Here is an 18083-nt window from a genome sequence, read left to right on the forward strand (position 1 = left end):
GGACGCACAAACGTCACAACAATCTATTTGCATGACACACTGTTGAGTTCTCAAACATCACACGCTCTCGCGCTCTCACCCTGGTGGGCTTAAGTCGCGGGGCAACCTGTGAAACCTTACCCGGTTCGTTTCCCCCCGTCAACTCCACCTGTTCGGCCGGAGTGTCTGGGTGGGGCGAGCCCCGGGTGCTGGGCACACGACGAAACTTCGTTTGGCTAGGTCTAGGACCTTGGCCCGAAGTTTTTCTGCCGCGTGGCCCGGCAGGAAGAACATTACCAACACATGGCGGCCGGGTTGCAAATCGGGGGGTCCCCCCACGTCCGGAGGGGGTTCTCCGAGCGTGAAATGCGCTCCCGGAGACCCCCTCAGGAGGGTTCGGGACCCTCGGCGCGGGGGTGGCGTCGATAGGCGGAGACGGTGGGATCGCCGTCGATCCACGAGCGCCAGGGGCGGTCGCTGGCCCGGCGCAGGCCGGTCCGCGGCCCGGTCCGTACGACGGAGGCCGGGACCGGCTGGTCCGGCAGCTCGAGCCGGAGGTCGCCGACGTCGAGGTCCGTGCCGTCGAGGGCGGCGCCGTCAAGGGCGAGGGTGAGGCCGAGGGCCCGGCCGAGACGACCGGGGCCGCGGGCGAGGTCGCGATCGGAGGAACCGGGACGACGTTCGCGCGCGAGGTCGAGGCCGGCGACGACCTCGCCGGCGCGGAGCAGGACGGCGCCCGGGCCGTGCTCCTCCCCCACGGTGACGTTGGCGCAGATGTGGATGCCGTGGCTGAGGTAGCAGTAGAGCCGGCCGGCGGGGCCGAACATGGTGGCGTTGCGCCGGGTCCGGCCGCGGTAGGCGTGGGAGCCGGGATCGGTGGCGCCGGCGTAGGCCTCCACCTCCGTCAGCCGTACGGCGACCGCGCCGTGGCGCAAAACGGCACCGAGCAGCCGGGGCGCCACCTCGAGGGGCGGCGCCGCCAGCTGCTCGGCGAGCGACATGGTTCCGGGCGGGGTCCGGGACTCAGGCCAGGGCGGTGCGGGCGTCGGAGACGCGAGAGCGCAGCTCGGCGAGCTGCTCGGTGACCCGGACGGGCGACGTACCGCCGCGACCGTCGCGCGAGGCGACGGAGCCCTCGACGGTCAGGACGCTGCGCACGTCGGGCGTGAGGTGCGGTGAGATGGCAGCGAACTGCTCGTCGCTGAGCTCGTCGAGCTCGATGCCGAGCCCTTCGCACTCACGCACGCAGGCACCGGCCAGCTCGTGGGCGATCCGGAAGGCCACTCCCTGCTTGACCAGCCACTCCGCGATGTCGGTGGCGAGCGAGAAGCCCTGGGGGGCGAGCTCGCCCATCCGGGCGGTGTCGAAGACGAGGGTCGCCATCTGCCCGGTGAACGCGGGCAGCAGCACCTCGAGGGTGTCGACGGAGTCGAAGACCGGCTCCTTGTCCTCCTGGAGGTCCCGGTTGTAGGCGAGCGGGAGCGCCTTGAGCGTGGTGAGCAGGCCGGCCAGGTTGCCGACCAGGCGACCGGCCTTGCCGCGGGCGAGCTCGGAGATGTCGGGGTTCTTCTTCTGGGGCATGATGCTCGACCCCGTCGACCAGGAGTCGTGGAGCGTCGCGAAGCCGAACTCCTTGGTCGCCCAGAGGATGACCTCCTCGGCGATCCGGCTGATGTCGATGCCGGTCTGCGCGGCCACGAAGGCGAACTCGGCGACGAAGTCGCGCGAGGCCGTGCCGTCGATCGAGTTGGCCGTGGAGCCGGTGAAGCCGAGCTCGCGGGCGACCAGCTCGGGGTCGAGGCCGAGGCTCTGGCCCGCCAGCGCCCCCGATCCGTACGGCGAGTCGCCGGCCACCCGCCGCCGCCAGTCGCCGAGGCGCTCGACGTCGCGGAGCAGTGCCCACGCGTGGGCGAGCAGGTGGTGCGAGAGCAGCACCGGCTGGGCGTGCTGGAGGTGGGTGCGCCCCGGCATGATCGCCGCTCCCCCGTCGACCGAGGTCAGGTGCGTGTCCGCCTGGGCGGCCAGGGCGTCGACGAGGTCGAGCACCAGGCCGGCCACGGTCACCGAGTGGTCGAGCAGGTAGCAGCGGAAGAGCGTGGCGATCTGGTCGTTGCGCGACCGGCCCGCGCGCAGCTTGCCGCCGACCTCGGGACCGACCTCCTCGATGAGGAGCCGCTCGAGCGCACCGTGCACGTCCTCGTCGGAGGGGTCGGGCCGCAGCGAGCCGTCGCGGAAGCGTGCGGCGAGGGCGTCGAGCCCGGCGTGCAGCGTCGCCTCCTCGTCGGCGGTGAGCAGGCCCGCGGCACCGAGCGCCTTGGCGTGGGCGTGGGAGCCGGCGATGTCGTAGAGGCCCAGGCGCCAGTCGAAGTGCGTCGAGCGCGAGAGCGCGTCGAGCTCCGGCGAGGGACCGCCCTCGAAGCGTCCGCCCCAGAGCTTGCCGGTGTTGGTACTCATGACGTTCCTCCCCGGACGTGCGCGATCGCCGCCCGCATCTGGTCGATCAGCCGCGGGTCCACCGCGCGGCCGTCGTGGTCGAGATCGTCGGGGGTCCACCAGGCGGCGTCGAAGATCGACTGCGACTCCAGCTGGTCGAGACCCGCGAAGCTGATCGGCGTCTCCTCCAGGGCGAGCGCGAACAACGTCGACTCGTTGACGTAGTCGCGCCCGTCCCAGGAGAACTCCACCTCGAACGTGCCGAACGGCTCACCCAGCCGCGCGGGGTCCACGGCGATGCCGGTCTCCTCGCGCAGCTCGCGGGCGCCGGCCGCGGCGAGGGACTCCCCCGCGTCGGCCGCTCCCCCGATGGTGAACCAGTAGCGCACCTCGGGCACCGCGGGGTCGCAGCCGAGCAGCAGCAGGACGGTGCCCGCGCTGCTGACCGGGAGCACCCGCGCCACCGTGCGCCGGGTCGGCTCGTGGTGCATGTCAGTCGGTTCCGAGCTCCATGGCGGCCTCCTCGAGGATCGCCTCGCCCTCGTCGCCGCCGTCGGGGTTGGCGGTGATCTGGTCGTAGCCACCGGCCGGAAGCTCACCGAAGAGCGTGCCGTTCTCGACCAGGACGGTGCCCTGGTCGAGGGGCTGGCCGGCGTACAGCTCGAGCTTGGCGCGGCTGTCGGCGATGTCGAGGTTGCGCATGGTGAGCTGGCCGATCCGGTCGGTCGGGCCGAAGGCGGCGTTCTCGACGCGCTCCATCGAGAGCTTCTCGGGGTGGTAGGAGAAGTTCGGGCCGTCGGTCTTGAGGATCGTGTAGTCGTCGCCGCGGCGCAGGCGCAGGGTGACGGTGCCGGTGACGAGCGAGGCGATCCAGCGCTGGATCGACTCGCGCAGCATGAGCGCCTGGGGGTCCAGCCAGCGGCCCTCGTAGAGCAGCCGGCCGAGCTTGCGGCCCTCGAGGTGGTAGTTGGCGAGCGTGTCCTCGTTGTGGATCGCGTTGAGCAGCCGCTCGTACGCCGCGAAGAGCAGCGCCATGCCGGGCGCCTCGTAGATGCCGCGGGACTTGGCCTCGATGATCCGGTTCTCGATCTGGTCGGACATGCCCAGGCCGTGGCGTCCGCCGATCCGGTTGGCCTCGTCGACCAGGGCCACCGCGTCGTCGTACCGCTTGCCGTTGAGGGCGACCGGTCGGCCGGCCTCGAACGTGACGGCGACGTCCTCGGTCTCGATGGCGACCGAGGGGTCCCAGAACTTCACGCCCATGATCGGCTCGACGGTCTCGAGCGAGACGTCGAGGTGCTCCAGGGTCTTGGCCTCGTGGGTCGCGCCCCAGATGTTGGCGTCGGTGGAGTAGGCCTTCTCGGTGGAGTCGCGGTAGGGCAGGCCGTGCGCGACGAGCCACTCGCTCATCTCGTGGCGCCCACCGAGCTCGGCGACGAAGTCGGCGTCGAGCCAGGGCTTGTAGATCCGCAGCTCGGGGTTGGCCATCAGGCCGTAGCGGTAGAACCGCTCGATGTCGTTGCCCTTGTAGGTCGAGCCGTCGCCCCAGATGTTGACGTCGTCGGCCTGCATGGCGCGCACGAGCATCGTGCCGGTCACGGCGCGGCCGAGCGGGGTGGTGTTGAAGTAGGCCTTGGCGCCGGAGCGGATGTGGAAGGCACCGCACGCGAGCGCGGCGAGACCCTCCTCGACCAGCTGGGGCTTGATGTCGACCGCGCGGGCGATCTCGGCGCCGTACTCGCGGGCGCGGACGGGGACGCCGGCGATGTCCGGCTCGTCGGGCTGGCCGATGTCGGCGGTGTAGGTGCACGGGATGGCGCCCTTGTCGCGCATCCAGGCCACCGCGACGGAGGTGTCGAGGCCGCCGGAGAAGGCGATACCGACGCGCTCTCCCTGAGGCAGGGAGGTCAGGACCTTGCTCAACTCATGAATCCTTTCGGGTGTCGCCTTCGGCGAGAGCGGTGAACTTGTGGGCCAGGGCGTCTCCCCCGGCAGGATCGCGCCCGATGACGAGCACGGTGTCGTCGCCGGCGATGGTGCCGAGGACGTCGCCGAGCTCCACCTTGTCGATGGCGCTGGCGAGGAACTGCGCCGCTCCCGGAGGGGTGCGCAGGACGACGAGGTTGGCGCTGGCCTCGGCGCTGACGAGCAGCTCGGAGGCCAGCCGGGACAGCCGGTGCTGCGAGGCGGCGCTCTCGCCGGTGACCGGGGTCCGGTCGCCTCCCTCGGCCGGTACGGCGTAGACGAGGCCGCCGCTGGCCGAGCGCACCTTGACCGCGTCGAGCTCGACGAGGTCGCGGCTCAGCGTGGCCTGGGTGACGTGCACGCCCCGAGCGCCCAGGAGGTCGGCGAGCTCCTGCTGGGACCGCACCTCGCGGGTCTCCAGGAGCTCGACGACGATCGCCTGCCGGGCGTTCTTGGTCATCGGGGTCAGGGCGTGCTCGCTCATCGGCTCAGGCCTGCGCCTTCTCGTGCAGCCAGGTCATGATCGCCTTCTGCGCGTGGCGGCGGTTCTCGGCCTCGTCCCACACGACGCTCTGGGGGCCGTCGATGACCTCGGCGGCGATCTCGACCCCGCGGTACGCCGGGAGGCAGTGCATCACGATCGCGTCGGTGTTGGCCGCGGCGACGAGCGCGGGCGTCACCGACCAGGGCCCGAAGACCGCGCGGCGGGTGGAGGCCTCGTCCTCCTTGCCCATCGAGATCCAGGTGTCGGTGATGACCACGTCGGCGCCGGTGACGGCCGCGAGCGGGTCGCCGATCGCCGTGGCGGAGCCGCCGGTGGCGGCGCCGATCTCGTTGGCCCGGGCGAACATCTCGTCGGAGGGGACGTAGCCCTCGGGGCCGCTGATCCGGATGTGCATGCCCGCGGTGGCGCCGGCCAGGAGCCAGGAGTTGCCCATGTTGCAGGCACCGTCGCCGAGGAAGGCCGCGGTCAGGCCGGCGAGCTCGCCCTTGTGCTCGGTGATGGTGAGCAGGTCGGCGAGCAGCTGGCACGGGTGGAAGTCGTCGGTGAGCGCGTTGATCACCGGGACGCCGGAGTGGGCGGCCATGTCGTCGAGGTTGGCCTGGGCGTAGGTGCGCCACACGATCTGGGAGGCCTGGCGGTCGAGCACCCGGGTGACGTCCGCGACCGACTCACGCTTGCCGATGCCGGCCAGCGTGCCGTCGACGAGCATCGGGTGCCCGCCGAGCTCGGCGATGCCCGCGGCGAACGAGGCCTGGGTGCGCAGGGTCGGCTTGTCGAAGATCATCGCGACGGTGCGCGGACCGGCGAGCGGCTGGTGGTCGTAGGGCTCGGCCTTGAGCCGGGCCGCGAGCGCCAGGACCTCGGCCTGCTCGGCCGGGCTGAGGTCGTCGTCGCGCAGGAAGGAGCGGGTGCTCATGCGCTCACCCCCGCCTGGTCGAGGATCGCGGGCCAGGCCGCGAGGAACGCGTCGGTGTCGGCGTCGGTGAGGACGAAGGGCGGCGCCATCCGGATCCGCTCGGGGGTGGCCGCGTTGAGGATGAAGCCGGCGTCCTGGGCGGCCGCGACGACCTCGGCGGCCTTGGGCTCGGCCAGGGTGAGCCCGACGAGCAGGCCCGCTCCCCTGGTCTCGACCACGCGGGGGTCGGCGCCGGTGCCCTGCTGGAGCCGGGCGCCGAGCGCGGTGGCGCGGGCGAGCAGGTCGTCCTCGGCGAGCACGTCGAGGACGGCGAGCGCGGCCGCCGCGGCGACCGGGTTGCCGCCGAAGGTCGTGCCGTGGTTGCCCGGGTCGAAGAGCTTGCCGGAGCCGTGGGTCGCCAGGCAGGCGCCGATCGGGATGCCGCCGGCCAGGCCCTTGGCGAGCGTGACGATGTCGGGCACGACCGGGGCGTCGACGAGCGCGGGGTTCTGGTGGGCGAACCAGGTGCCGGTCCGGCCGACGCCCGTCTGGATCTCGTCGAGCCAGAGCAGCGCGCCGTGCTCGTGGGCGATGCGCTGGGCGGCGGGCAGGTAGCTCCGCGGCGGCACGATCACGCCGGCCTCGCCCTGGATCGGCTCGACCAGGACGGCGGCCGTGGTGTCGTCGACGGCGGCCGCGAGCGCGGCCTCGTCGCCGTAGGGCACGAACACGACCTCACCGGGCAGCGGCTCGAAGGGCGCGCGGTAGGCCTCCTTGGAGGTCAGCGCGAGCGCCCCCATGGTGCGGCCGTGGAAGGAGCCCTCGGTCGCGACGATCCGGGTCCGGCCGGTACGACGGGTCAGCTTGAGCGCCGCCTCGTTGGCCTCGGTGCCGGAGTTGGTGAAGAACACCCGCGCGTCGGCGCCGAGCAGGCCCACGAGCCGCTCGGCGAGCGTGATCTGGGGGCCGCTGGCGAAGAAGTTCGAGATGTGGCCGAGGGTCTGCAGCTGCTCGGTCACCGCCGCGACCAGACGCGGGTGGGCGTGGCCGAGGGCGTTGACGGCGATCCCGCCGAGCAGGTCGACGTACTCGCGGCCGTCGGCGTCCCAGACGTGGGCGCCCGCGCCGCGGGCCAGAACCGTCTTGGGCGGGCCGAACGTGTTCATGAGGGAGCCGGCGTACCGCTCGGTCCACTCGGTCGTGGTGGTCACTTCAGGGCCTCCCGGGCCTTGCGGGTCTTGGTCGTGACGCCGGGCAGCACCTGGGTGCCGACGCCTTCGTCGGTGAAGAGCTCGAGCAGGACGGCGTGCGCCTGGCGGCCGTCGACGACGGTCGCGCGCTTGACGCCGTCGCGCACGGCCTGCAGGCACGCGCTCATCTTGGGGATCATGCCGCTGGCCAGCGACGGGAGGATCTCCTCGAGCGCCTCGGGGCTGATCTCGCCGATGACCTCCTCGGGGTCCGGCCAGTCGAGGTAGAGACCCTCGACGTCGGTGAGCACGAGGAGCTTCTCGGCGCCGAGCGCGGCGGCCAGCGAGGCGGCCGCGGAGTCGGCGTTGACGTTGTGGACGACGCCGTCGGCGTCGGGCGCGACGCTGGACACGACCGGGATCCGGCCGGCCTCGATGAGGTCGAGGACCGCCTCGGGCCGCACCTGGGCCACCTCGCCGACGAGGCCGAGGTCGACCTCCTCGCCGTCGACGACCGTGCCGGTCTGCTCGGCGGTGAAGAGACCGGCGTCCTCGCCGGACAGGCCGACCGCGAGCGGGCCGTGCTCGTTGATCAGGCCGACCAGCTCGCGCTGGACCTGGCCGACGAGGACCATCCGGACGACGTCCATCGCCTCGGGCGTGGTCACCCGCAGGCCGCCGCGGAACTCGGACTCGATGCCGAGCCGGTCGAGCATCTGGGAGATCTGGGGACCGCCGCCGTGCACGACGACCGGGCGGAAGCCGGCGAAGCGCAGGAAGGCGATGTCCTCGGCGAACGCGCGCTTGAGGGTCTCGTCGGTCATGGCGTTGCCGCCGTACTTAATGACGACGACCTTGCCGTGGTAGGCCTTGAGCCAGGGCAGCGCCCCGGCGAGGGTCTCGGCCTTGAACGGGTCGGGCTTGCCAGGAGTCTCGGTCATGAGGAGTACGCGCTGTTCTCGTGGACGTAGGCGTGGGTGAGGTCGTTGGTCCACACCGTGGCCTCGGCGTCGCCGGCCTTGAGGTCGATGGTGACGGTGACCTTGCGGCCCGACAGGTCGACCAGTGCGGGGTCCTCGGCGGGGGTACTGTTGCGGCAGACCCAGATGTCGTTCATCGCGACGTCGAGGTTCGCCGGGTCGAACGCGGCCTGCGTCGTACCGACGGAGGCGAGGACGCGGCCCCAGTTGGGGTCCTTGCCGAAGACGGCGGCCTTGAACAGGTTGCTCCGCGCGACGCTGCGGCCGACCTCGACCGCGTCGTCCTCGCTGGCCGCGTTGACGGTGGTGATGGCGATCTCGTGGTCCGCGCCCTCGGCGTCGGCGAGGAGCTGGACCGCCAGCGAGCGGCAGACCTCGGTCAGCGCCGCGGTCAGCTCGGCCAGGCTCGGCGTCACGCCGGAGGCGCCGCTGGCCATGAGGGTGACGGTGTCGTTGGTGGACTGGCAGCCGTCGGAGTCGAGCCGGTCGAACGAGACCCGGGTGGCGGCGCGGAGCGCGGTGTCGAGGTCGGCAGCCGGTACGACGGCGTCGGTCGTGATCACCACGAGCATGGTGGCCAGCGCGGGCGCGAGCATGCCGGCGCCCTTGGCCATGCCGCCGATGGACCAACCGGCCCCCTCGACGACGACCTGCTTGGAGACCGTGTCGGTGGTCATGATCGCCTCGGCCGCGTCGTCGCCGCCGTCGGCGGAGAGCCGGGCCTGGAGGGTGGCGACGCCGTCGAGCAGCGTCTGGCGGTCGTTGACCAGCCCGATCAGGCCGGTCGAGCAGACGACCACGTCACCGGCGGCGATGCCGACGAGCTCGCCGACCTTCTCCGCGACCTGGTGGGTGGTCTGGAAGCCCTCGGGGCCGGTGTAGCAGTTGGCGCCGCCGGAGTTGAGGACGACCGCGCGCACGACGCCGTCCTTGACGACCTGCTCGCTCCACAGGACCGGGTTGGCCTTGCAGCGGTTGCTGGTGAAGACCGAGGCGGAGTCGAAGGTGGGGCCTTGGTTGACGACGAGGGCGAAGTCCTTGTTGCCGCTCGACTTCAGGCCGATGGCGGCGCCGGCGGCGACGAAGCCGGCGGGATGGGTGACGCTCATGGTGCGGGTGGTTCCTTTGCGGTGCGGAGGTTCAGACGGGGACGGCGGGGGCGACGGTGTGCCCCGATCGTCGCCACGCCTCCTCCGCCCGGTCCGCCTTGGCGGTGGGCACCAGGATCCAGTCGGTGTCGTGGGTCGAGAGCGTCAGCACGCTGATCTCCTCGTCGGCCAGCGGCGTCAGCAGCGCCAGCAGCACGCCGACCTGGTCGAGGTCGAGCACCCCGTCGACGCTGAACGCCGTGTAGGGCTTGCGGTGGCGCGCCTTCTTGGGGACGCTGCGGCCCGCGCAGATGAGCGAGGTCTCGGTCGCGGTCGCGGTGATCGAGAAGATGGACGACGACTCGGCCCACTCCGGGATCTCCGCGCCCGGCGCCAGCCGGACGATCGCGAGGGTCTCGGGGAAGCGCGAGAGGGAGAAGGTCTGCTGCTCGGTCACGGGGCCAGTCCTACCGTCGTCAGGCCCGTGGTCTCGTCGAGACCCAGGGCGAGGTTCATGCACTGCACGGCGGCGCCGGCGGTGCCCTTGGCGAGGTTGTCGATCGCGCCGACGGCGACGAGCCGGCCGGCCGCCGCGTCGACGGTCACCTGGAGATGCACGGCGTTGGAGCCGAGCACCGCCTGGGTCTGGGGCCACTGTCCTGCGGGCAGGACGTGGACGAAGGGCTCGTCGGCGTAGGCCTTGGCGTAGACCGCGTGCGCCTCCTCGGCGCTCACCGGCGCGGCCAGCGGGGCCGAGCAGGTGGCGAGGATGCCGCGGGCCATCGGGACGAGCAGCGGCGTGAAGCTGACCTTGACCTCGGCGTCGGTGAGCCGGCCGAGGTTCTGGGTGATCTCGGGGGTGTGCCGGTGCACGCCGCCCACGCCGTAGGCGCTCGTGTTGCCCATGACCTCGCTGCCGAGCAGGTGCGGCTTGGCGGCCTTGCCGGCGCCGCTGGTGCCGGAGGCGGCGACCACCACGACGTCCGGTACGACGAGACCTGCGGCCACCGCGGGGGCGAGGGTCAGCGAGGAGATCGTCGGGTAGCACCCCGGTACGGCGACCCGCCGGGCGCCGCGGAGCAGGTCCCGGTTGCCGGGCAGCTCGGGCAGCCCGTAGGGCCAGGTGCCGGCGTGGGGGCTGCCGTAGAACCGCTCCCACACGGCGGCGTCCTCGAGCCGGAAGTCAGCACCGCAGTCGACGACCACCACGGCGGGGTCGCGCGCGGAGAGCGCCTCGGCGAGGGCACCGGACTGGCCGTGCGGCAGGCCGAGGAAGACGACGTCGTGCCCGGCGAGCACCTCGACGGTGGTCGGATCGAGCACCCGGTCGGCCAGCGGCAGCAGGTGCGGCTGGAGGGCACCGAGCCGCTCCCCCGCGTTGCTGCCCGCGGTGACCGCACCGATCTCGACGCCGGGGTGACCCAGCAGCAGCCGCAGCACCTCGCCTCCGGCGTACCCGCTGGCGCCGGCGACGGCGACCTTCACCTTGCTCATGTGCATGAATATACAAGACCCTGCATGAAGTCGCGAAAGGGGCCCGCTGAAAGCGCCCGCGGATCCGGTGAAGCCGAACTGAAACCGGGTGCTCCCAGGCTAGGGCCCATGAACGACAACCTCCACCCCCCGGCGCCCCGCGGTGACCTCGCGGTCGACGCGACGGGCCTGGTCAAGACCTTCGGCGACTTCCGCGCCGTCGACGGCGTCGACCTGCAGGTCGCGCGCGGCGAGGTCTTCGGCGTGCTCGGACCCAACGGCGCCGGCAAGACCACCATGCTCTCCATGCTCGCGACCCTGCTGCCGATCGACAGCGGGCGCGCGTCCATCTTCGGCGTCGACGTCGCCGGCCAGCCGCACCGGATCCGGCAGCTGCTCGGGGTCACCGGTCAGTACGCCTCGGTCGACGAGAACCTCACCGCGACCGAGAACCTCGTGCTGTTCGCCCGGCTGCTGGGCCACCGCCCGCCGGCCGCGCGCACGATCGCGGCCGACCTGCTGGAGCGCTTCGGGCTGACCGAGGCCGCGACCCGGCAGATCAAGAACTTCTCCGGCGGCATGAGGCGCCGGCTCGACCTCGCCGCGTCGCTGATCTCGCGCCCGCCGCTGATCTTCCTCGACGAGCCGACCACGGGTCTCGACCCGCGCACCCGCGGCCAGATGTGGGACACCATCCGCGAGCTGGTCGCACAGGGCTCCACGATCCTGCTCACCACCCAGTACCTCGACGAGGCCGACCAGCTCGCCGACCGGATCGCCGTCATCGACGCCGGCCGCAAGGTCGCCGAGGGCACGCCGGAGCAGCTCAAGGCCGGCGTCGGCTCCTCGACCCTGCACCTGCGGCTCACCGACCGGACCCAGACCGCCGCCGCGGCCGCGGTCGTCGAGCGCGCGCTCGGCGAGGCGCCGGTGCTCACCCCGGAGGCCGGCGGGCTCAACGTCCCGCTCGCCAACGCCGACGGGGCCGGCGACGTGCTCATCGCGCTGCGCCAGGCCGAGCTGTCCATCACCACCGCGACCGTGCGCCAGCCCACGCTGGACGAGGTCTTCCTCGCCCTGACCGGGCACCACAGCGAGTCCACCGAGCACGAGCACGAGAACGAGGAGGTGGCCTGATGACCGCCCTCACCGACAGCCCCCGGACTCCCCTGGCCGCCCGCGCGGTCGTCGTACCGGAGGAGCTGGCGAGCCGCCCGTCCCTGCGCGAGACCATCGACCAGACCCTGGCGATGGCCTGGCGCGCGACCAAAAAGATGCGCCGCAACCCGGAGCAGTTCTTCGACGTCACGATCCAGCCGCTGCTGTTCACCGCGATGTTCGCCTACATCTTCGGCGGCGCGATCTCGGGCAGCGTCAAGGACTACCTGCCGCTGATCATCCCCGGCATCCTCGCCCAGACCGCGCTCACCACCTGCATGGCGATGGGCACCCAGCTGCGCGAGGACATGGACAAGGGCGTCTTCGACCGGTTCCGGTCGCTGCCGATCGCCCGGATCGCGCCGCTGGCCGGCCCCGCGCTGGCCGACGTCATCCGCTACATGATCGCCGCGACCCTGACCATCCTGGTCGGCATCGCGATGGGCTTCCGGCCCGGCGGCGGCTTCCTCGGCACCCTGGGCGGCTGGCTGCTCACCATCGTCGCGGCCTGGTCGCTGGCCTGGATCTTCACCTGGCTCGGCACCGTGGCCCGCTCCGCCCAGGCGGTGCAGGGCATCTCGATGATGATCATGTTCCCGCTGACCTTCCTGTCCAACGCCTTCGTCCCGGCCGAGTCGCTGCCGGGCTGGCTGGAGGCGTTCGTCAAGGTCAACCCGGTCTCGCACGTGGTCACCGCGTGCCGTGACCTGATCAACGAGGGCCAGGTCACCGCCGAGGTCGGCTGGGCGCTGCTCGGCTGCGCCGTGGTGGTCGCGATCTTCGCGCCGCTGGCGGTGCGGTCCTACTCGCGCAAGATCTGAGGCCTCAGCCCAGCAAGCGAGCGACGACGTCGCGGGTCTCGTCCATCAGGTCGGGCCCGCGGCGCTCGCCGTACTCGGCGGCGAGGAGGGCGAGCTCGCCGGGGGCCGCCTCCTCGCAGCGGGCCACCGCGCGGTCCCAGGACAGCGAGGGCACGAAGCGCGGGTAGGACATCCGCTCGGCCAGCGTCAGCACCCGGACCGCCTCGGCCGGGCGCAGGGTGCCGAAGCTCAGGGCCCAGGTGCCGAAGGCGAAGAGCATCAGCCCGACGACCGGTACGTCGACGAAGGTCCGGTCGCGGTCGAGGACCCGCGGCAGCGCCGCCACGAGCCAGCGGTAGAGCTCGCGGCCCTGGGCCGGGCGGTCGTGGAGCGCGAACGCCAGGATCGCCACGGTGTTGCCGTAGATCCGCCACGGCGCGATGTCGGTGTCGATGCCCATCCCCGGGAACCGGACCGCGGCCATCGCCTCGGCGGCCTGCTCGACGATCCGGCAGCCCTCGTCGACCTGGCCGCGGGCGAACGCGATCTCGGCCTGGGTGACCAGGAGCGTGCCGCGGGCGCCGACCTGACCGCCGCCGCCGGAGACGAGGTCGGTGCGCGCCAGCACCTCGTCGAGCACGCGCTCGGCGGCATCGGGGTCGCCGCGCTCGATCCAGGCGACCGCAGCGACGGTCATCGCCTGGAGCGCGTCCTCGTGGGCACCCAGCCGCACCAGGATCGGTACGGCGGCCCGCGCGTGCGGCTCGGCGGCGCTGAGGCGCCCGACCTGGCTGTAGAGCCCGGCCAGCTGGGCGTGGAGCACGGCCCGGGTCCAGGGACCGCCGTCGTCCGTGGCGAGCACCAGCGCCTCCTCGGCCGCCTCGATGGCCGCCTCGGGGTCGCCGATGTTCTCGCGCTCGTGGCTGCGCCACTGGAGCGCGACACCGCGGACAAGCGGGTCGGGGTCGTGGATCAGCGCGTCGGAGGGCGAGAGCAGCGGGCTGGCCGCCGGGGCGCTCGCGCCGAGGACGACGGTGGTCATCGCGGCGACGCGGGGGCTCGTCGTACCGGGGCCGAGGCGGGCGAGCTCGGCGAGCAGGTCGTCGAGGACGTCGAGCTGGGCGATCCACGAGTTGACCAGGGTCAGGCACAGCGCCGCCCGGGTCTGGTCGGCGCGCTCGGGCGCGGCCGGCACCTCGCTCAGGACGGCGGAGACGGCCTCACAGAGCATGATCACGCGGGCGTGCTCGCCGCGGATGCTCCAGAAGCCGCCGAGGGCGGCCATCAGCGAGGCGACCGCGTCGGGGTCGGGCCCGGCCAGGGCCCGGCGCAGGGCGTCGGCGAGGTTGTTCTCCTCGATCGCGATCGCGTCGACGGTGGCGACCTGGTCGCGGGTGAAGAGCCGCGCGCCGAACCGGTCGGCGACGGCGAGCGCCCAGTCGCGGTGGTCGCGCTGGGCGGCGGCCTCCTCGCCCGCGTCGACCAGCTGCATCCGGCCGAACTCGCGGACGGTCTCGAGCATCCGGTAGCGCAGCGGCGCGCCGGCACCGGCGTCGACCAGGGTCAGCAGCGACTGGGCGACGAGCTCCTCGACGCTGACGAGCGCGTCGGCGCCGAGCATCGACTCGGCCGCGTCGAGGGTGAACCCGTCGTGGAAGACCGAGAGCCGGCGCAGCGCGCGGCGGTCGCGGTCGGCGAGGAGGTTCCAGGACCAGTCGATGACGGCGAGCAGGGTCTGGTGCCGGTCGGGGGCGCTGCGGTCGCCGCCGCGCAGCAGCGCGAACCGGTTCTCGAGGCGGGTCGCGATGTCGCCGACCGACATCGCCCGGACCTTGACCGCGGCCAGCTCGATGGCCAGCGGCAGGCCGTCGAGACGTTCGGCGATCTCGGCGACGGCGGCCTCGGGCAGGGCGACGCCCGGGCGTGCGGCGAGCGCGCGCTGCCGGAACAGGTCGCTCGCGTCGGCCGCGCCGAGCCGGCTCAGCTCGAAGACGTGCTCGGCGGTGATCGCCAGCGGCGCACGGGTCGTGGTCAGCACCCGCAGGGAGGGGGTGACCGCGACGAGGAAGGCGACCAGGTCGGCGACCGCCTCGACCAGGTGCTCGCAGTTGTCGAGGACCAGCAGGGCCGGGGCCTGGTCGAGCTGCTGGGCGATCCGGGAGCGGACGTCGCGCTGCTGCTCGGGGGTCAGCACCTTGCGGCCGTGGACCGAGTCGCGCACGCCGAGCACCGAGCCCACCTCGGAGACGACGTCGGCCGGGTCGACGACACCGACGAGCTCGACCACGTGGACCACCGGCTGCTCGGCCTCGGCTGCGACCAGCTGGGCCAGCCGGGTCTTGCCCAGACCACCGGGGCCCACGATCGAGACCACGCGGTGGGTGCGGACGAGCGCGCGCAGCCGGGTCAGGTCGTCGTCGCGGCCGACCAGGCTGCTGGCGTAGTGGCTCAGCCCGGAGCGGACCGGGCGGTCGCGCAGCAGCAGCTCGGCGTGGAGCGCCTGGAGCTCGGGCGAGGGGTCGACGCCGAGCCGGTCGGCCAGGCCCGCGCGGTAGGTCTCGTAGCGGGCGAGCGCGGCCGGCACGCCGCGGACGGCGGCCTCGCTGCGCAGCAGCGCCGCCAGGCAGGCGTCGTCGCGGGCGTCCTCGCGAGCGCCGGCGCCGGTACCGGTGCCGGTGCCGGCCGCCTCGAGCAGCGGGAGCGCCTCGTCGTGGCGGCCCAGCGCGGACAGGATCCGGCCGGCCAGCGCGGGCCGGCCGTCGAGGTGGGGCAGGTGGGCGACGGCCTCGCTCCAGGCCCCCGCGGCGGCGGCCCGGCGGGCGGCCTCGACCGCGTGGTCGTGGGTCCAGACGTCGACGTCCCCGGTGTCGAGCGCGAGCCGGTAGCCGTGCCCGGCGCGCTCGACGACCTCGGCGGCCGTGGCCGAGCGGGCCCGGGAGACCACGACCTGGAGGGCCTTGGTCGGGTTGGCCGGCGGCTCGTCGCCCCAGATCTCCTCGATCAGGCGCTCCTCGCCCACGGCCTTGCCGCGGGCCTCGGCCAGCACGGCGAGGAGGACGCGGGTGCGCTCACCGGGGACGGCCGCGCCGTCCCAGGTGACCTCGTCGGCCAGCCGCAGCCGCGGCCCGGCGCTCAGCGTTGCACCGCTCCGGTCAGCTCGGCGGCCCGGGCGACGGCGGCATCGCGCGCGGCACCGGTCTCGGCCTCGGTGAGGGTGCGGTCGGGAGCCCGGAAGCGCAGCGCGAAGGCCAGCGACTTCTTGCCGGCACCGATCTGCTCGCCGGTGTAGACGTCGAAGAGCCGCACCGTCTCGAGCAGCTCGCCGGCGCCCTCGCGCAGCGCCGCCTCGACGGCGGCCACGGTGACGGCGTCGTCGACGACGAGCGCGACGTCCTCCTTGGCCAGCGGCATCGTCGAGAACGTCGGCCCCGGGGTGACGTCGGTGGCGGCGGCCATCAGCGCGTCGAGGTCGAGCTCGACCGCGGCGCTGCGGGCCGGCAGGCCGTAGGAGCGGCACACCGTCGGGTGCAGCTCACCGGCGTGGCCGACCTGGACCCCGGCGATCGACACGACCGCGCACCGGCCCGGGTGCCACGGCATCCGGTTGGCCGAGGCGACCTCGACGGTGACGCCGAGCTCGCCCGCCAGACGTCGTACGACGGCCAGGGCGTCGCTCCACGCGGCGTCGGCACCCGCACCCCACCAACCGGAGCGGCGCCGCTCGCCCGCGAGGACGACGGCGAGGTGCTGCGGCTGGAGCGGGAGCGCCTCGACGAGCTTCTCGAGCTCGGCCGGGGACGGGCGGGTGTGCACGCCGTAGATCGGGGCCGGGCCGTTGTCGGCCGGGAAGGCCACGGTGCCGGTCTCGAAGAGCGCGACGCCGGGGGCGCCGCGGCCGAGGTTGCGCCCGGCCGCGTCGAGCAGGCCCGGCAGCAGCGTCGTGGTGTAGGCGGGCTCCTCGCTGGAGAGCGGGTTGGCCAGGCCGACCGTGGTCCGCAGCGGGTCGCCGGCCGGCAGGCCGAGCTTGTCGAAGGTGGCCTCGCCGACGAACGGGAAGCTCACCACCTCGACCAGGCCGGCCCCGGCGAGGGTGCGCCCGACCCGGCGGCGCAGCCGCTGGGTGCGGGTCAGGCCGCGGCCGGTGGCCCGGCGCGGCAGCACGCTCGGGACCTGGTCGTAGCCGACGATCCGGACGACCTCCTCGACCAGGTCGTAGGGGTCGTTGAGGTCGGGACGCCAGCTCGGCGGGACGACCTCGATCGTGCCGGCCTCGAGCTCGGTGACCGTGGCGCCGATCGCGCGGAGGTTCTCGACGGTGGTCATCGCGGAGATCTCGATGCCGCTCAGGCGCGCGGGCAGGTCGGTGGCGATGGTGATCGCCGCGCGCTGGGGCGCGGTGCCGACGAGCGTGGCGCCCGGCTCGGCCGTGGCTCCCCCGTGCTCGACGAGCAGCTCGACCACGCGGTCGGCGGCGACGGCGGGCAGCAGCGGGTCGACGCCGCGCTCGTTGCGCTTGCCGGCCTCGGAGGTCAGCTTGTGGCGCCGGCCGGTGCGGAACATCGAGGTGGCGTCCCAGTGCGCGGCCTCGACCAGGATCCGGGTCGTGGTCGCCGACATCTCGGTGGTCGCGCCGCCCATGACGCCGGCCAGGCCGATCGGGCCGGAGTCGTCGGTGATGACGAGGTCCTCGGTGCTGAGCGTGCGGACGGCGTCGTCGAGCGTGGTGAGCTTCTCGCCCTCCCGGGCCCGGCGTACGCCGAGCGCGCCCGCGACCTTGTCGGCGTCGTAGCCGTGGATCGGCTGACCGAGCTCGAGCATCACGTAGTTGGTGATGTCGACGGCGAGCGAGATCGAGCGCATGCCGGCCTGCTCGACGCGCTGCTTGATGTGGTCGGGGGTGGGCGCGGCCGGGTCGAAGCCGCTGACCAGGCGCGCGGCGAAGACCGGGCAGCCGGCCGGGTCGTCGACGACGACCTCCCAGGCCTTGCCGTCGGCCTCGGGCAGCGTGCGCTCGGCGAGGTCGGTGAACGGGACGCCGAAGCCGAGCGCCGCCTCGCGGGCCACGCCGCGCAGCGAGAGCGCGTAGGCCCGGTCGGGGTTGATCTCGAACTCGATGACCTCCTCGTCGAGCCCGAGCAGGCCGAAGACGTCGTCGCCGGGCGCACCGGCGTCGGCGGGCAGCACCAGGATGCCGTCGTGGTCCTCGCCGATGCCGAGCTCGCGCACCGAGCAGATCATCCCGGCCGAGACGTGGCCGTAGGTCTTGCGCGCGGAGATCTCGAAGCCGCCCGGCAGCGCACCGCCGGGGAGGATGACGACGACGAGGTCGCCGGGCTCGAAGTTGTGGGCGCCGCAGACGATGCCCTGGGGCTCACCGGTGCCGTTGGCGTCACCGACGTCGACGGTGCACCAGTTGATCGTCTTGCCGTTCTTCTGCGGCTCGGGCTCCTTGGTGAGCACCTTGCCGATGACCAGCGGGCCGCGGATCTCGGCGCCCGCGGCGTGGATGCCCTCGAGCTTGAGACCGAGCGCGGTCAGCCGGTCGGTCAGCACCTCGGTGGTGACCTCGGCCGGCAGGTCGACGAGCTCCCGGATCCAGGAGACAGGGGCCTTCATG

General features: G+C 73.2%; 15 protein-coding genes. 2 read left to right on the forward strand and 13 right to left on the reverse strand.

Going from position 1 to position 18083, the window contains the following annotated elements; all coding sequences use genetic code 11:
- Window positions 1-365 precede the first annotated feature (365 nt).
- Genes CCO04_RS14925 through argC form a run of 11 tightly spaced genes read right to left on the reverse strand, consistent with a single transcriptional unit; the run spans window position 366 to window position 10535 of the window.
- Window positions 366-980 carry a DNA-3-methyladenine glycosylase gene (locus tag CCO04_RS14925; RefSeq protein WP_215814950.1) on the reverse strand — a complete coding sequence of 205 codons (615 nt, stop codon included), beginning with the start codon at window positions 978-980 and terminating at the stop codon, window positions 366-368.
- Window positions 981-1002: 22 nt separating this feature from the next.
- The gene (argH, locus tag CCO04_RS14930) at window positions 1003-2433 is read right to left on the reverse strand and encodes an argininosuccinate lyase (RefSeq protein ID WP_215814951.1); all 1431 of its coding nucleotides are present in this window, start codon (window positions 2431-2433) and stop codon (window positions 1003-1005) included.
- Window positions 2430-2903 (reverse strand): NUDIX hydrolase, encoded by a 474-nt coding sequence (locus CCO04_RS14935; RefSeq protein WP_215814952.1) that lies wholly within the window; start codon window positions 2901-2903, stop codon window positions 2430-2432. Before CCO04_RS14935 ends, argH begins: the two co-directional genes overlap by 4 nt.
- Before the next feature lies 1 nt (window position 2904).
- Complete coding sequence (gene argG, locus CCO04_RS14940; RefSeq protein WP_215814953.1) at window positions 2905-4335, reverse strand: argininosuccinate synthase; 1431 nt, start codon at window positions 4333-4335, stop codon at window positions 2905-2907.
- A 1-nt stretch (window position 4336) separates the two neighbouring features.
- Window positions 4337-4861 (reverse strand): arginine repressor, encoded by a 525-nt coding sequence (locus CCO04_RS14945; protein ID WP_215814954.1) that lies wholly within the window; start codon window positions 4859-4861, stop codon window positions 4337-4339.
- A gap of 4 nt (window positions 4862-4865) precedes the next feature.
- Window positions 4866-5798, reverse strand: coding sequence for an ornithine carbamoyltransferase (gene argF / locus CCO04_RS14950; RefSeq protein ID WP_215814955.1), 933 nt, complete (start codon window positions 5796-5798; stop codon window positions 4866-4868).
- Window positions 5795-6988, reverse strand: coding sequence for an acetylornithine transaminase (locus CCO04_RS14955; RefSeq protein WP_257759322.1), 1194 nt, complete (start codon window positions 6986-6988; stop codon window positions 5795-5797). The genes argF and CCO04_RS14955 overlap by 4 nt, the downstream gene beginning before the upstream one ends.
- A complete protein-coding gene (gene argB, locus CCO04_RS14960) occupies window positions 6985-7908 on the reverse strand; it encodes an acetylglutamate kinase (protein ID WP_215814956.1) in 924 nt (307 codons plus the stop codon). The genes CCO04_RS14955 and argB overlap by 4 nt, the downstream gene beginning before the upstream one ends.
- Window positions 7905-9056: a bifunctional glutamate N-acetyltransferase/amino-acid acetyltransferase ArgJ gene (gene argJ, locus CCO04_RS14965; protein ID WP_215814957.1), complete on the reverse strand. Its 1152-nt coding sequence runs from the start codon at window positions 9054-9056 to the stop codon at window positions 7905-7907. Before argJ ends, argB begins: the two co-directional genes overlap by 4 nt.
- A 31-nt stretch (window positions 9057-9087) precedes the next feature.
- Window positions 9088-9492, reverse strand: coding sequence for an ACT domain-containing protein (locus CCO04_RS29240; RefSeq protein ID WP_215814958.1), 405 nt, complete (start codon window positions 9490-9492; stop codon window positions 9088-9090).
- On the reverse strand, window positions 9489-10535 hold the full coding sequence (argC, locus tag CCO04_RS14975; protein ID WP_215814959.1) for an N-acetyl-gamma-glutamyl-phosphate reductase: 1047 nt from the start codon (window positions 10533-10535) through the stop codon (window positions 9489-9491). The genes CCO04_RS29240 and argC overlap by 4 nt, the downstream gene beginning before the upstream one ends.
- Before the next feature lie 102 nt (window positions 10536-10637).
- On the opposite strand from argC, the gene CCO04_RS14980 reads away from it, so the two are divergent.
- Together CCO04_RS14980 and CCO04_RS14985 are read left to right on the forward strand one after the other, a co-directional pair.
- Window positions 10638-11645 carry an ATP-binding cassette domain-containing protein gene (locus CCO04_RS14980; RefSeq protein WP_215814960.1) on the forward strand — a complete coding sequence of 336 codons (1008 nt, stop codon included), beginning with the start codon at window positions 10638-10640 and terminating at the stop codon, window positions 11643-11645.
- Complete coding sequence (locus CCO04_RS14985; protein ID WP_215814961.1) at window positions 11645-12487, forward strand: ABC transporter permease; 843 nt, start codon at window positions 11645-11647, stop codon at window positions 12485-12487. Before CCO04_RS14980 ends, CCO04_RS14985 begins: the two co-directional genes overlap by 1 nt.
- Window positions 12488-12491: 4 nt before the next feature.
- Here CCO04_RS14985 and CCO04_RS14990 read toward each other — a convergent pair whose 3' ends face one another.
- Both CCO04_RS14990 and pheT read right to left on the reverse strand, forming a co-directional pair.
- Window positions 12492-15602: an AAA family ATPase gene (locus tag CCO04_RS14990; protein WP_308281340.1), complete on the reverse strand. Its 3111-nt coding sequence runs from the start codon at window positions 15600-15602 to the stop codon at window positions 12492-12494.
- Window positions 15599-18082, reverse strand: coding sequence for a phenylalanine--tRNA ligase subunit beta (gene pheT, locus CCO04_RS14995; RefSeq protein WP_215814963.1), 2484 nt, complete (start codon window positions 18080-18082; stop codon window positions 15599-15601). The genes CCO04_RS14990 and pheT overlap by 4 nt, the downstream gene beginning before the upstream one ends.
- Between the last annotated feature and the right edge of the window lies 1 nt (window position 18083).

The organism is Pimelobacter sp. 30-1 (assembly GCF_018831735.1).
Lineage (GTDB): Bacteria > Actinomycetota > Actinomycetes > Propionibacteriales > Nocardioidaceae > Nocardioides.

What these genes read in the sequence shown, in the direction of transcription:
- CCO04_RS14925 (WP_215814950.1), bottom strand. Translation starts at nt 980, where the DNA reads ATGTCGCTCGCCGAGCAGCTGGCGGCGCCGCCCCTCGAGGTGGCGCCC.
- argB (WP_215814956.1), bottom strand. Translation starts at nt 7,908, where the DNA reads ATGACCGAGACTCCTGGCAAGCCCGACCCGTTCAAGGCCGAGACCCTC.
- CCO04_RS14935 (WP_215814952.1), bottom strand. Translation starts at nt 2,903, where the DNA reads ATGCACCACGAGCCGACCCGGCGCACGGTGGCGCGGGTGCTCCCGGTC.
- CCO04_RS14945 (WP_215814954.1), bottom strand. Translation starts at nt 4,861, where the DNA reads ATGAGCGAGCACGCCCTGACCCCGATGACCAAGAACGCCCGGCAGGCG.
- argF (WP_215814955.1), bottom strand. Translation starts at nt 5,798, where the DNA reads ATGAGCACCCGCTCCTTCCTGCGCGACGACGACCTCAGCCCGGCCGAG.
- argJ (WP_215814957.1), bottom strand. Translation starts at nt 9,056, where the DNA reads ATGAGCGTCACCCATCCCGCCGGCTTCGTCGCCGCCGGCGCCGCCATC.
- CCO04_RS14980 (WP_215814960.1), top strand. Translation starts at nt 10,638, where the DNA reads ATGAACGACAACCTCCACCCCCCGGCGCCCCGCGGTGACCTCGCGGTC.
- argH (WP_215814951.1), bottom strand. Translation starts at nt 2,433, where the DNA reads ATGAGTACCAACACCGGCAAGCTCTGGGGCGGACGCTTCGAGGGCGGT.
- CCO04_RS14985 (WP_215814961.1), top strand. Translation starts at nt 11,645, where the DNA reads ATGACCGCCCTCACCGACAGCCCCCGGACTCCCCTGGCCGCCCGCGCG.
- pheT (WP_215814963.1), bottom strand. Translation starts at nt 18,082, where the DNA reads ATGAAGGCCCCTGTCTCCTGGATCCGGGAGCTCGTCGACCTGCCGGCC.
- argC (WP_215814959.1), bottom strand. Translation starts at nt 10,535, where the DNA reads ATGCACATGAGCAAGGTGAAGGTCGCCGTCGCCGGCGCCAGCGGGTAC.